Source organism: Gilliamella apis (assembly GCF_002142155.1).
Classification (GTDB): domain Bacteria; phylum Pseudomonadota; class Gammaproteobacteria; order Enterobacterales; family Orbaceae; genus Gilliamella; species Gilliamella apis.
Genome location: NZ_NASD01000001.1, coordinates 144,198 through 158,781, shown reverse-complemented (window position 1 = coordinate 158,781; position 14,584 = coordinate 144,198). Strand labels below are relative to the sequence as shown.

The 14,584-nt window shown below is 35.5% G+C and carries 13 protein-coding genes; 11 read left to right on the top strand and 2 right to left on the bottom strand.

Features of this window, described 5'->3' with window-relative positions:
- The first annotated feature begins 31 nt into the window (after positions 1 to 31).
- The 8 genes from agaV (at position 32) to edd (ending at position 8,104) form a co-directional block, all read left to right on the top strand.
- Positions 32 to 520: a PTS N-acetylgalactosamine transporter subunit IIB gene (gene agaV / locus B6C84_RS00870; protein ID WP_065577868.1), complete on the top strand. Its 489-nt coding sequence runs from the start codon at positions 32 to 34 to the stop codon at positions 518 to 520.
- A 16-nt stretch (positions 521 to 536) separates the two neighbouring features.
- Entirely contained in the window at positions 537 to 1,319 is a 783-nt protein-coding gene (agaW, locus tag B6C84_RS00865) for a PTS N-acetylgalactosamine transporter subunit IIC (protein ID WP_065614704.1), read from the top strand.
- Positions 1,309 to 2,205, top strand: coding sequence for a PTS system mannose/fructose/sorbose family transporter subunit IID (locus B6C84_RS00860; RefSeq protein WP_065614705.1), 897 nt, complete (start codon positions 1,309 to 1,311; stop codon positions 2,203 to 2,205). The genes agaW and B6C84_RS00860 overlap by 11 nt, the downstream gene beginning before the upstream one ends.
- Before the next feature lie 8 nt (positions 2,206 to 2,213).
- Entirely contained in the window at positions 2,214 to 2,651 is a 438-nt protein-coding gene (gene agaF, locus B6C84_RS00855; protein WP_086353767.1) for a PTS galactosamine/N-acetylgalactosamine transporter subunit IIA, read from the top strand.
- The gene (nagA, locus tag B6C84_RS00850; RefSeq protein ID WP_065614707.1) at positions 2,641 to 3,801 is read left to right on the top strand and encodes an N-acetylglucosamine-6-phosphate deacetylase; all 1,161 of its coding nucleotides are present in this window, start codon (positions 2,641 to 2,643) and stop codon (positions 3,799 to 3,801) included. The genes agaF and nagA overlap by 11 nt, the downstream gene beginning before the upstream one ends.
- 226 nt (positions 3,802 to 4,027) lie before the next feature.
- Positions 4,028 to 5,281 (top strand): bifunctional glucose-1-phosphatase/inositol phosphatase, encoded by a 1,254-nt coding sequence (gene agp / locus B6C84_RS00845; RefSeq protein ID WP_086353766.1) that lies wholly within the window; start codon positions 4,028 to 4,030, stop codon positions 5,279 to 5,281.
- 448 nt (positions 5,282 to 5,729) lie between these two features.
- Entirely contained in the window at positions 5,730 to 6,257 is a 528-nt protein-coding gene (locus B6C84_RS00840; protein ID WP_065577874.1) for a gluconokinase, GntK/IdnK-type, read from the top strand.
- Positions 6,258 to 6,298: 41 nt separating this feature from the next.
- The gene (edd, locus tag B6C84_RS00835; RefSeq protein ID WP_086321196.1) at positions 6,299 to 8,104 is read left to right on the top strand and encodes a phosphogluconate dehydratase; all 1,806 of its coding nucleotides are present in this window, start codon (positions 6,299 to 6,301) and stop codon (positions 8,102 to 8,104) included.
- Positions 8,105 to 8,209: 105 nt separating this feature from the next.
- On the opposite strand, the gene B6C84_RS00830 is transcribed toward edd, so the two are convergent.
- Positions 8,210 to 9,931, bottom strand: a complete 1,722-nt coding sequence (locus B6C84_RS00830; protein WP_086321195.1) for a thiamine pyrophosphate-dependent enzyme — start codon at positions 9,929 to 9,931, stop codon at positions 8,210 to 8,212.
- Positions 9,932 to 10,191: 260 nt separating this feature from the next.
- Here B6C84_RS00830 and B6C84_RS00825 point away from each other — a divergent pair, with 260 nt between their 5' ends.
- The 3 genes from B6C84_RS00825 to fmt all read left to right on the top strand — a co-directional run bounded on the left by B6C84_RS00825 (position 10,192) and on the right by fmt (position 13,583).
- Positions 10,192 to 12,060, top strand: a complete 1,869-nt coding sequence (locus B6C84_RS00825) for an SLC13 family permease (protein WP_065577877.1) — start codon at positions 10,192 to 10,194, stop codon at positions 12,058 to 12,060.
- A gap of 89 nt (positions 12,061 to 12,149) precedes the next feature.
- Entirely contained in the window at positions 12,150 to 12,491 is a 342-nt protein-coding gene (locus tag B6C84_RS00820) for a hypothetical protein (RefSeq protein ID WP_086321194.1), read from the top strand.
- A gap of 126 nt (positions 12,492 to 12,617) precedes the next feature.
- Positions 12,618 to 13,583: a methionyl-tRNA formyltransferase gene (gene fmt, locus B6C84_RS00815; RefSeq protein ID WP_086321193.1), complete on the top strand. Its 966-nt coding sequence runs from the start codon at positions 12,618 to 12,620 to the stop codon at positions 13,581 to 13,583.
- A 34-nt stretch (positions 13,584 to 13,617) separates the two neighbouring features.
- Here the strand turns inward: fmt and tehB are convergent, their stop codons facing one another.
- On the bottom strand, positions 13,618 to 14,478 hold the full coding sequence (gene tehB, locus B6C84_RS00810; RefSeq protein WP_086321192.1) for an SAM-dependent methyltransferase TehB: 861 nt from the start codon (positions 14,476 to 14,478) through the stop codon (positions 13,618 to 13,620).
- Positions 14,479 to 14,584 lie beyond the last annotated feature (106 nt).

Genomic DNA, 14,584 nt, shown 5'->3' with positions numbered 1-14,584 from the left:
TTAAACAAATAAACAAAAGGACTTAATAGCAATGAGCACACCTAATATTCTTATGACACGTATCGATAATCGTTTAGTTCATGGTCAAGTTGGCGTAACTTGGGTTAATGCACTTGGTGCGAATCTATTATTAGTCGCCAATGACAGTGCTTCGCAAGATCCAGTCCAACAAAATCTAATGGACATGGTTGTCGCTGAAGGCATTCAAACTCGTTATTTTACCTTACAAAAAACTATCGACATTATTGGCAAAGCAGCAGAAAGGCAAAAAATTTTCATTGTCTGTAAAACACCACAAGATGTATTAACCCTCGTTAAAGGCGGCGTACCAATCAAATTTGTCAATGTTGGCAATATGCATTTTTCCGAAGGTAAAAAACAAATTCATAAAACAGTTTCTGTCGATGAATCAGATATCGCAGCATTTAAAGAACTTGAACAATTAGGCGTAACTTGTGAAATCCGCCGAGTACCTGATGAAGCTGGCGAAAAAATAGCGGATTTAATCAATCTATCTTAACTTGAGGGAGCATACTATGTTAATGGATGCATTATTAATTGGACTTCTAGCCGGTATAGCTGGTGTAGATTTATTTGATGGCCTGACTCATTTACACAGACCGATCGTAATAGGGCCGTTAGTTGGATTAATTTTAGGTGATGTTACAACCGGTTTATATGTTGGAGGATCATTAGAACTGGTATGGATGGGAATGGTACCGTTAGCAGGGGCACAACCACCTAATGTGGTTATCGGTGGTGTGATAGGTACTAGTTTTGCAATCTTAACTCATGCAGATCCTAAAGTTGCAATAGGTATTGCCGTACCATTTGCTATTGCAGTACAAGGATGTATCACTATTTTATTCACCATATACTCACCAATGATGCATAAATGTGATCGTTTCGTTGATCAACTCAATTTTAAAGGAATTGAATGGGTTAACTATCTTGGTATGATTATTCTTTTTGGTTTCTATTTTATTGTTGCTTTCTTACCTATCTACTTTGGTGCTGATGCAGCAACAGCACTAGTTCAGAAATCACCACAATGGTTGCTTGATGGTCTTAGTGTTGCTGGAGGTATGATGCCTGCCATCGGTTTTGCAATGCTAATGAAAATTATGATGAAAAAAACCTATATTGCTTATTTCATTTTAGGTTTTCTTGGTGTGACTTTCCTTAATTTGCCAATTTTAGCAATTGCATTAGGCGCTTTAGCTATAGCAATGATTGATTTCTTTAATTATGGCCGTGAAAACAACGATAGTAACAAGCCAGTAAGCTCAGATTCAGTGGAGGTGGAAGATGGAATTTAATAACGATCATGATAAAAAAATGGCCGAGAAAGAAGCAAAACGTATGGAACAAGCATTAGCGACAAGCAAAGCCACAGCCGATACTTTTTATGATCAAAGCCAAGATGTAACACTAACCAAAGGTGATATTAACCGAATGGCATTTCGTTCTCTTGCTTTACAAGCATCGTTCAACTATGAACGTATGCAAGCTGGAGGGTGGCTTTATACTATCTTGCCAGCATTACGTAAAATACATAAAAACAAAGATGACCTTAAAAATTCGATGCATATGCATATGGAATTTATTAATGTCCATCCTTTTGACGTAACTTTCCTTTCAGGGTTAGTTCTTGCCATGGAGAAAGGCAAAGAAAATATTTCAACTATACGCGCAGTGAAAGTGGCGTTAATGGGACCATTAGGTGGAATCGGTGACGCATTATTTTGGTTAACTTTACTACCAATATGCGCTGGAATTGGTGCATCGTTAGCTTTAGAAGGTAGCTTTTTTGGACCAATAATTTTCCTACTAATGTTTAATATTGTGCATTTTGGTTTACGCTTTGGTTTAGCTCATTATGGTTATCATGCCGGTACCAGTGCTTTACCTTTATTAAAAACACACACAAAACGTATCTCACATGCTGCATCTATAATTGGTATGACAGTAATAGGAGCATTAGTTGCTTCGTATGTACATTTATCTACACCGTTAGAAATAAATGCAGGACAGGCTCATGTTGCGCTACAAGCTGATGTATTAGATAAATTGATGCCAAATATATTACCACTTGGTTTTACCTTAATTGTTTATAGTTTAATGAAACGTAATTTCTCACCAGTAAAATTAATTGGATTAACCGTTATTATTGGTGTTGTAGGTAAATTAGTTGGATTTTTATAGAGGAAATTATGTTAGGGATAATATTAACAGGTCACGGTAGCTTTGCTACCGGGCTTTACGAAGCCGCCACCCAAATTATTGGTAAACAACCACAATTTACGGCTATAAATTTTCCTGATGGTATGAGTAGTGAACAATTAGAGGAACAATTGCACCAAGCATATCAAGAAACTAATAGTGGTGATGGTGTCTTGTTTTTAACAGATATTGTCGGAGGTTCTCCATTTCGATTAGCGGCGATTTTAAGTTATCAACAACCAAATATTGAAGTAATTGGTGGTATTAATATGCCGCTTTTACTTGAAATTTTGTTACTACGTGAAAATTTAGATATTACAACCATTCGTCAAGAAACTATTGAAAATGGTAGGCAAACAATAACTAGCTTATGGCATGAACATCAAAAACAGTCAACTATTGATAAGGAATGTTCTGATGGAATTTAAACAAATTTGTGCTCAAAAGGTTTTAACTCCTGTTGGTTGGATTGATAATGCAATTATCAGTATTAATAATGGAAAAATTATTGATATTCAACCTAGTGAGAAACCTTGTACGAACCAAATAAAACTGTTACCAGCGCTCATAGATACCCATATTCATGGCGTCATGGGCGCTGACACTATGGATGCTACTCATGAATCATTAAATACCATAAGCTGTTTTTTAGCACAACGTGGTGTTGGTGCTTTTTTAGCAACAACAGTAACTGAAAGTTATGAAAAGATTGAAGCTGCATTAATACAAGTTAAAAACAGTATAAAAAAAGGCGTTTCAGGTGCCACATTATTAGGTTCGTATTTAGAAGGGCCTTTTTTTAGTGATATACATAAGGGCGCTCATCCGGAAGAGTTTCTATGTGCACCAGATCGTGCAATAATTGAAAAATGGTTATCGCTAGCTGAAGGAACTTTGAAATGTATAGCTTTAGCACCAGAATACCCCAATGCCCTCTCTATTATCAAGTGGTTAAATGAACAAAAAATCCGCGTTATGTTAGGACATACTAATGCCGACTATCAAACAATTAAAGATGCAATATTAGCTGGCGCAAGCGGCGTGGTACATTGCTATAACGGCATGTCTGGATTACATCATAGACAACCGGGCGTTGTTGGTGCAGCATTAAGTATCGATAACTGTCAAACTGAAATTATCGCCGATGGCCACCATGTTCATCCAGCAGCTATTAAAATCGCCCATAAATGTTGTGGAAAAAATCTGTTACTAATTACCGATGCAATGCAAGCAACGGGAATGCCAAATGGCGATTATTATTTAGGAAAATTACTAGTACATATGCAAGATGATGTTGTTCGGACTGACAATGGTGGTTTAGCTGGTAGCACGTTGACCCTTGAGCGTGCGGTAACTAATTTTGCTGATTATACTAATATACCTTTCGAACAGGCTTGGTTACATGGTAGTTATTATCCAGCTAAAGCATTAGGGATTGATGATACTTTAGGTAGTATTGCGCCAAACAAATTAGCCAATTTAGTATTATTAAATGATGATAATCAAATTGTTGCAACCATTATAAATGGTAATGTTGTTTATCAAACATCAGATGATCTTAGCAATATTTTGATTTAAAAAACTATACGCTTTTTAATAAAATAAGAGGTATAAGGGTTAATCGTGTAGGCGTCTACATATCTATTAAATCCATTTTCTTTCCTCTTATTATATAAGGATCGATAAGTAATATAGAGTAAAAATATACTATTTAATTGAAATAATTATTGGTGTTTACCTCCTACTTATCACAAGCAATATCATGGTGATCTTATCTCCTCGAACGTTACTTAAGAGGTTATTTATGCGAAAATTAAAATTAATATTAGGCCTATCTTTTGCTTTATCTTTCTCAACACAAGCATTAGAAACAGTAGATAATTATACATTAGAACAAGTGGTGGTTTTCAGCCGTCATGGATTACGAGCTCCATTAGCTAGTCCAAATAGTACTTTAGGTAAAGTAACCCCTAATCAATGGCCACAATGGGATACACCTGCTAGTTATTTAACTACCCGAGGCGGAGTATTAGAAAGTTATTTTGGACATTATTTTAGTGAATGGTTAGTTGATAATAAATTATTAAGCGAAAATACATGTCCAACAGAAAAAGAAGTATATATTTATACTAATAGCTTACAACGAACTATCGCAACTGGTCAGTACTTTGCGGTTGGCGCTTTTCCTGGTTGCATTGTCCCAATTATTCATAAAGAAAAATTAGGCACTATGGATCCTACATTCTTTCCTGTAATTAAAGATGATAGCCCAACATTTAAAGAGTCTGCCATTGCATCAATCAATCAAATTGCTGATACAAATGGTATTGAAGGATTAAATAAAAAATTGGATAACGCCTATAATGACATGTCCAAAATAATCAATTACGCAAATTCGGCAAATTGTTTAAATGATAAACAATGTGATTTTACTGCTTTACCAACTAAACTTATTATTGAAAAAGGCAAAGAACCAGGTATAACAGGTCCTCTTCGTACTGGAACATCAATTGCGGATGCCTTTATTTTACAATATTACGAAGGGGCACCATTAACAGATATAGCCTGGGGTAAAATAAAGAATAACGAGCAGTTTGAAAAATTAGTCGCTATCAAAGAAAATTATAATACCGTATTATTTGGTTCGCCTGTTGTAGCCAAACAAATCGCAGCCAATTTAGTTAATTATATCAATCAAACATTTTCAGAAAAAAACAACAAAAGCAAATTTACGTTTTTAGTCGGCCATGACTCAAATGTTGCATCACTATTTTCCGCCATAAAAATTAAGTCGTATACACTAGCAAATCAATTTGAAACTACGCCAATTGGTGGAAAAGTTGTATTTCAAAAATGGCGCGATAACAAGACTGGTGAAGCATTAATGAAAATTGAATATTTTTATCAGTCAACCGATCAAATTCGTAACTTGACCCAATTAAATAGGAAAACTCCTCCGCAAAAAATTGTATTAGAAATGGAAAATTGTCCAACGAATAAAGATGGTTTTTGTTCATTTTCAACATTTAAACAAATCATGAATGATGTTACTAAATAATGCTTGATATATTGATTGTATGCTTAGGTTTAATAAAAATTTGGGCATACAATCAAAAATTTATTATTTAACAGTTATATTAGTAATCTATACTTAAATCATGACTTATCAAAGTCTACACACTATCTAAAGAAAAAGTTTACCACAACTTCAATAACTAATTTAATCAACATAGATGTAATATTTTGATTATAAAAATTATTTTCAAATCGTTAACTAGCAACTAGTTTCATTTCTACAAGCCCCTGTACATTCACTTTAACTTAGTTTCCGAAAATGGCTATAAATCATAGTGAATGCAATAAAACAAAGAAAAATAGCCAGATGAGTATTTTTTGGTCGCAAATAAAAATATGATCTAGGTCACAAAAGAAACTTTTTTATATTGCAATAAAAGAATATAGTGACAAAATGTTACCCGTAACAGAGTGGTTTAGAGAATAAACTAATGACCGAGAAGAAAAATATTTTCATTTTTATGGGGGTATCCGGAAGTGGTAAATCAGTTGTTGCTAAACAAATTGCCGATAACCTAAATGCGGCTTTTTTAGATGGCGACTTTTTACATCCCAAAGCCAATATATTAAAAATGCGTAGCGGTATTCCGCTAAATGATGAAGATAGACTGCCGTGGCTAAATCTAATTAGTAACGCCGCATTTGCGATGAGTAACGTCAATGATGTTTCGATCATAATTTGTTCCGCATTAAAACAACAATATCGAGATATTATTCGTGGCGAAAATAAAAATATTCACTTTATTTACCTAAAAGGAAGTTTTGCGGTTATTGCACAGCGTCTAGCTGAACGTAAAGGACATTACCAAAAATCTGGCATGTTACAGTCACAATTTGACACCTTAGAAGAACCTACTGCCGATGAAAAAGATGTCTATGCTATCAATATTGAACAATCGCTAATTGATGTTATTAATGAAACTACGCAGGTTATTAATTCAATATGTAATTGTGAATAAATTTATAACAATAAAAAATAAAAAAGATCGGAGAGGTTAATGTGAATTCCACTATTTTAGCTGTAACGCAGCGTATTATTAATCGTTCTAAAGCATCACGTGAGGCTTATTTACAAAAAATAGAACACGCTATGTTAAAAAAAGTCACTCGAGCAAGTTTACCTTGTAGCAACTTAGCACACGGCTTTGCCGCTTGCTGTTTAGATGATAAAAATGATCTTAAAAATATACTAAAAAGCAATATCGGCATTATCAGTTCTTATAATGACATGTTATCTGCACATAAACCTTATGAATCTTACCCCGAACAAATTCGCAAAGTATTACATGAAATAGGTGCTGTTGGTCAAATGGCCGGTGGGGTACCCGCCATGTGTGATGGAGTAACACAAGGTGAACCCGGAATGGAAATTTCACTCATGAGCCGAGATGTTATTGCAATGTCAGTTGCGGTTGGCTTGTCGCATAATATGTTTGATGGAGCTCTTTATCTTGGCGTTTGCGATAAAATTTTACCAGGGTTATTTATTGGAGCTCTATCTTTTGGGCATTTACCGGCTATTTTTGTCCCTTCAGGACCAATGCCATCAGGCCTATCGAATAAAGAAAAAGTTCGTATTCGCCAACTTTATTCGGAAGGAAAAGCCTCACGTGAAGATCTATTAGAATCTGAATCTGCATCATACCATTCTAGCGGAACCTGTACTTTCTATGGTACCGCGAATAGTAACCAAATGGTCATCGAATTAATGGGTTTACATTTACCTGGCGCAGCCTTTGTACATCCAGAAACAGCATTACGTTACGAATTAACAAATGCAGCAGCAAAACAGATTACGCGCTTAACGAACCAATCAGGTAATTATATGCCTGTCGGTAAAATGGTTGATGAAAAAGTCATTGTTAATGGCTTAGTTGCTCTATTAGCAACAGGTGGGTCAACCAACCTAACCATGCATATTGTTGCTATGGCTAAAGCTGCTGGTATTATTATTAATTGGGATGATATTTCTGATTTATCAACTGTTGTACCGCTACTTAGTCGAATATATCCAAATGGACCTGCTGATATCAATTATTTCCAAGCGGCTGGTGGAACGTCATTACTTGTAAGAGAATTATTAGCTGGCGGCTTATTACATGAAGATGTTGAAACCGTTGTGGGGCGTGGACTAAGCCGTTATACCAAAGAACCAATTTTAGAAAATGGCAAACTAATTTTCCGTGAAGGCCCTACTAAATCTTTAGATGAAAATGTGATTGCATCAATCAAAAAGCCTTTCAATTCCCATGGTGGGCTAAAGGTCATGTCAGGCAATTTAGGTCGAGCCATAATGAAAACATCTGCTGTTACCGCAGAGCATCAAATTATTGAAGCTCCTGCCGTAGTTTTTAATAGTCAATATGATTTAGATGCAGAATATAAAGCAGGCAACCTCAATAAAGATTGTGTTGTAGTTGTACGCTATCAAGGTCCAAAAGCTATCGGGATGCCGGAACTACATAAATTAATAACACCATTGGGCGTGTTACAAGATCGCGGTTATAAAGTTGCCTTATTAACTGATGGTCGCTTATCTGGCGCCTCAGGTAAAGTACCAGCCGCAATTCATGTCACACCTGAAGCTTATGCTGGAGGATTGTTAAGCAAAGTACAACAAGGCGATATGATTCGTGTCAACGGTCAAACTGGCGAAATCACATTATTGGTCGACGAAGCGGAACTAGCAATGCGACAAGCAGAACCAATCGATTTAACCGATTCACATCGAGGCTTTGGCCGAGAACTTTATTCGGTTATTCGAGAGAATCTTACTTCAGCAGAAGAAGGCGCCGTTAGCTTTTAATTCAACTTATCTGCCGCCATATGCGGCAGATATCGTTAAAATTAGGCTAAAAAACCCCTTTCCTCAAAATTTTTTAAGATAATACTCAATTGTTAACTTTGTGATTTATTTTTTAACAAAATTATCCACCAACAAATTAACCACATCTTTCATTTTGCCATGCAATGATGCTTTTACACTATAAAGCGCCATTCCCATCACTTGTGAACTATGTATTTCCGGCGGCATAACTAGTTCATACTCGCTTGTTTTAACATCTAATAAAGCTGGACCAGGATGGGCCAAGAATGATTGCACGGCCGCTTCAAGCAAATCAGAATTATCAACTCTAATTGAATACAATCCCATTGCATCGGCAACTTTAGCAAAATCAGGATTTTTTAAATCAGTATAGTGATCGACAAGCCCTTCCGATTTTTGTTCTAATTCAACAAAATTAAGTGAACTATTATTTAGTACGATAACTTTGATGGGTAGATTCTCCTGAATTGTAGTCAATAAATCACCTAACAGCATACTAATACCACCATCCCCGGATAAGGTAATAACTTGACGATGAGGAAAGGCTTTTTGCACACCCAATGCTTGTGGCATCGCATTGGCCATAGTGCCGTGTTTTAAACTAATAACGGTACGTCTTTTACCATTGGTTGAGAAATGGCGACATGCCCAAACCATCGCCGAACCAACATCAGCACAAAGTACCGCATCATCATTAGCATATTTATCAATCAATTCGGTTAAATATTGCGGGTGAATAACTGTTTTTGATGGTATCGCTTTTTTATTTAATTTATCGATTGCTTTAATGTGTAATTCACAACATTTATCCAGAAATGTCGTATCTGTTTTTTCGTCAACTAGTGGTAATAATGCCGCTAAAGTTGCTTTGCTTGCCCCAACTACACCAACCTCTACACTATGGCGGTGACCAAGATGAGTAGCATCGATATCGACCTGAATAATTATTGCATTATCTGGATAAAACTGAGACCATGCAAAATCAACACCCAACATTAAAAGCACATCACAATCTTTAATAGCCGTGGCGCCAGACTCCATACCAAACATCCCCGTCATACCGACATTATAGGGATTATCATATTCAACAAAATCTTTAGCTCTTGATGTGTGGACTATTGGTGATTTTAATTTATGAGCCAAATCAACTAATTCATCATGAGCGTCTGATACCCCATGCCCAGCAAAGATTGTCACTTTACTATTTTCATTTAAAATTTTAGAAATTTTAGCCAACTCATCATCAGATGGACGAATTATAGGATTCGGATGATAGATATTGTATTCACTGTTATCCTCGACTTTAGTTAAACTAATATTGTAAGGAATAACTAAAACAGCAACCCCACGCTGATTAATCGCAGCTTGAACTGCTGCAATGGTAATTCGCCTTGCTTGAGTTGGATCAGTAATTTGCTGACAAAATACAGAACAGTTTTTATAAACTGCTTCAAAGTCAACTTCTTGCGGAAAATCCGTTCCTTGTTGAGAAGTAACCAACTGACTAGCCAATAAAATAAGCGGTACTTTATTACGTTGTGCTTCATAAATACCATTAATAAAATGTAAACTTCCCGGTCCACAAGAACCAGCACATGCTGTTATTTGATCGGTCAAATAGGCTTCAGCGCCAGCAGCAAAAGCGCCAACTTCTTCATGACGAACATGTACCCACTCAATATCACTTTTTTTAATAGCGGAAGTAATCTGATTTAATGTATCACCAACAATACCATAACAATGTTTCACACCGGCTTGAGCTAAAACATCAACAATAATCTGTGCAACTGATTTTTTTGATGACATACGGTCTCCTCAATATGGTTTAGAATTAAATAATTCAAGTTAACTAACTTACACCTAAGTTTTATGAATGCGAATAGTCGAAAAATAAAACAGCAGAAAATGTTAAAAATGTCATAAAGACAAATGACGGCATGGAATAATCTTTATTTGAAGATATTCCCTATTACTATAAATCAAGGTATTATGTCGAAAATCTACTCAACACTATAGAGCTACTTTTTGTGGAACATTTGTCATCTGGGCATAGTTTTGTATCATCAATGTCGGCTTTTTTGCCTAGTTATATAATCGAATATTATCCTCTTATTACTGTTTGTTTATTACTTTTTATTGCTATTCTACTGTTTTCATTCAGTAAATTAAGAATGGATATTATCGCACTTCTCATTATAACCGCAATCACCGTTACCGGGGTATTAACCCCTGCAGAAGCACTTTCAGGATTTAGCGATCCAAACATTATCTTAATCGCATTGCTATTTGTTATTGGGGAAAGCCTAGTAAGAACCGGTATCTCTTACAAAATGAGTGAATACATATTAAAAGCAGCGGGTCAAAATGATATACGAATTATAACATTTATTATGTTAGGTATAGCATTATTAGGATCGATCATGAGCTCAACAGGTGTTGTAGCGATATTTATTCCAGTAGCGATTAGTATTGCCAATCATACCGGTATACATGTAAAAAAACTAATGATGCCACTATGTATTGCTGCGCTAATTAGTGGCATGATGACCCTAGTTGCTACTGCACCAAACCTAGTAGTGAATAGTGAACTGAGTCGAGCACATTTAACCGAGTTTAGTTTCTTCTCTATTACACCAATAGGTCTTGGAGTATTAATCGTTGGTGTTATTTATTGCGTACTAACTCGCAATTGGTTACTGACAGCCGACCAAATTACACCAACCAATAGTCAACCACAAAGGCGTAAAATTACCGACCTGATTAGAGATTATAAATTAATTGGTCGAGCGCATCGAGCGCAAATTCTTGCAGGATCCCCTTTTGTTGGTCGAACTATTGACGGTTTACATTTACGCAGTGAACACGGAGTAAATGTTATTGGTATCGAACGTTGGCGAAAGTTTCAAAAAGTCCTCATTCCGGTTAATGGAACCACCGAATTTAGAGAAAACGATATTCTTTTATTGGATATGTCCCATTCCGAAGCGGATTACCGTACATTTTTAACGACCAATAATCTTGAACCCAAAATTTTACGTGGTGAATATTTTTCTGAACAAGTAAAAGAAGTTGGCATGGCCGAGGTAGCATTACTCCCAGAATCATCATTATGTGGTAAAACGCTTAATGAGATAGATTTTAGAAGTAAATATTTTTTAACCGTGATTGGTATTTGGCGAAATCATGCTCCTGTTGAGACTAATAACTTATTCCAAGAACGCTTAGAAATGAGTGATACGTTATTAGTTTGTGGTGATTGGGGCTCAATCCAAAAACTTCAAACTCGTACCAGTGATTTTGTGGTGTTAGATTATCCATCAGATATTGATGATGTAGCCCCTGCTAGCTCGCAAGCTTATATAGCACTATTTAATCTAGCCTTGATGATTATTTTAATGGTTACCGGAATTGTGCCAAATGTTGTTGCCGCGCTCATCGCCTGTCTATTAATGGGAGCAACACGTTGTATTGATATGGCTAATGCCTATAAATCGATTCATTGGCCAACATTAATTCTCATTATTGGTATGATGCCTTTTGCAGTAGCTTTAAATAAAACTGGGGGAATTTCATTAATCTCGGAATGGCTTGAAATTCATTTACGATCGTTTGGTCCTTATATGGTGTTAACCTTTATCTTTTTATTGTGCTCAACGGTGGGATTATTTATTTCTAATACCGCAACAGCAATTTTGATTGCACCAATTGCGATTGATTTAGCCATAAAATTTGGCTATTCACCGTATCCATTTGCTATGACAGTGGCGATTGCAACATCGGCTTCATTTATTACACCTGTTTCATCACCAATTAAAACAATGGTAGTGGCTCCAGGAGGATATAGCTTTAGTGATTTTGTTAAGATTGGCGTACCATTAACTTTTCTAGTGATGGCTGTTGATATAGCATTAGTACCAATCTTTTTTCCATTTTAAATAATAAGAAAATATTTATCACAATATATGTTACTGTTGCTATAGAGTGTCTGGATGATAAGATAATTTAAGGAATAAGGAGTTAGAAAATGAGTAATGCTCAACAATTTTTCATGTTTATAGGCATAATGACATGCCTAATTGGCAGTTTTAGTTTATTTATTTATATATTAACAGTGTTACATACATTAACAGTAAAAAAATCAATAAATAATAATAAAACATCAGATGAAAGATTAATCAAATTATATAATGATGCGAAAAATACTATTGATAATAAATCTAAAATTATCATAACGGCGGTTGTTATGGGCATATTTTGTGGCGGAATTTTTGGTGGATTTTTTTACTATTATTTTATCAAACAACTTTTTACCAACTCTTATGACATTTACAAAAATGCGATGATTCAACGTAACTTACCGCTGTAACCTACGTAATATTTTTTATATAACACAAAAGTGATATCTATTAGGGGTATACTTTTGTGATTAAAGATTCTTAGAACAATTTGAAGTATACTATCTATTATATTTTGATTATGGATATTATCACTCATGACATCAACAACAAATCCCTTAAATATTATTTTTGCCGGCACGCCTGATTTTGCTGCCACACATTTAGAAGCATTAATTAACTCAAACCATAATGTCATCGCCGTCTTCAGTCAACCAGATAGACCTGCAGGTCGAGGAAATAAATTAACGGCAAGCCCAGTAAAACAATTAGCAATCGAAAATAATCTTCCCATTTATCAACCGGCCACACTAAAAACAGAAGAAAATCAGCAAATCATTGCCGATCTAAATGCTGATATTATGATTGTGGTTGCTTATGGATTGATTTTACCTCAAGCTGTGCTTGATATGCCAAAACTAGGATGCTTAAATGTTCACGGTTCTTTATTACCTCGATGGCGAGGTGCAGCACCAATTCAGCGCGCCTGTTGGGCTGGTGATAGCGAAACCGGCATCACCATTATGCAAATGGATGCTGGCCTTGATACTGGGGATATGCTGTATAAATTAGCATGCCCAATTGAAGCGAATGATACTAGTGCAACATTATATGAAAAATTGGCTAAATTAGGCCCTCAAGCATTACTTGATACGCTAACACTAATTAACCAAGGAAAAGTTAAACCTGAAAAGCAACAACAATCACAAGCCACTTATGCCGAAAAATTATCTAAGCAAGAGGCTAAATTAGATTGGAATTTATCAGCGAAACAATTGGAACGATGTGTGCGGGCATTTAACCCGTGGCCAGTTAGTTACTTTGAAGTAAATGGTGAACCCGTAAAAGTTTGGCAAGCTCAAGTTATTACTGTTGAACATAATCAACCCATCGGTACCATTTTGCAGGCTGATAAAAAAGGCATCTGTATTGCCACTAGCGATGGGGCGTTAAATATGACAGTATTACAACCAGCAGGTAAAAAACCAATGTCAGCCCAAGATTTATTAAACTCTCGAAAAGCGTGGTTTGAAGTTGGTAAAATACTGGGTAATAACCAATAGTAAAAAAATATATTACAGGAAGCATCCTGTAATATTATGGTTTCTTGGCGAATAGCGTCGCAAAACGAAGTTTTATTCGGTTGCCATGGATATCCGTTTTATGCAATTCGCCAACATCCTCATTATATTTTATAATCTTCCAATCCTGATAATAATTACGTAGTTCATTCTCTTTAAACGTAAACGAAAAGCCAACTGTGCAAGGAAAATCATCCGTTGACATAGCACAAACAATTAAATTATAACCGCCTGATTTAGTTATCGTTTGCATATTGTGAATAATATCGGGAATTCTATTAGGTTGTAAAAACATCATCACAACGGTTGAAATAATTAAATCATAATTACCTGTTAAATTAGCTTGGTTTATATCATAAATAGATGCATTGATATGCGCTAAATGATCATTGGCAATAATTTGCTGTAAATTATTAATACTCATCTCTGACTTATCAACGGCATCAACATCAAAACCAAGTAGCTGCAAATAGAGTGAATTACGACCTGAACCACAACCTAAATCTAACGCTTTTCCGGCTTGAATCATTTGACAGATTTCTGATACGTCAGAATGGGTTTGCGTCATTTGATATTTTTTATGTGTATAATCTTCAGGTTGGCAATAAAAAGCCAGTTGGCACTGTAAATCATCGGATACATTAGCTATTCGATGCCATTGTTGAGGCTGAATAAAAGGCGGTTGATGCTCAACATCAAAAACATGTTGCGAAATAATCTCGCCTTGCTCGGTTAACATATCAAAATTCACACGACCTTTAATAATGTTTAATTTTGCCCATGTTCCTACTTGGGTATTATGTTTTTCACAAAACATTTTCGGTAGAGTTGTTACATCCCAAACTGGTAGCGTTTTATAGCAAACTAAATCTTTCATCACTATTTACCAAACGAAGCTATTTAATAGTTGAGCATTATAGTCAACTATTAACCAAATAAACAACCTCTTTTTTAAAAATAAAATGACAATTAAATAGGTAAAA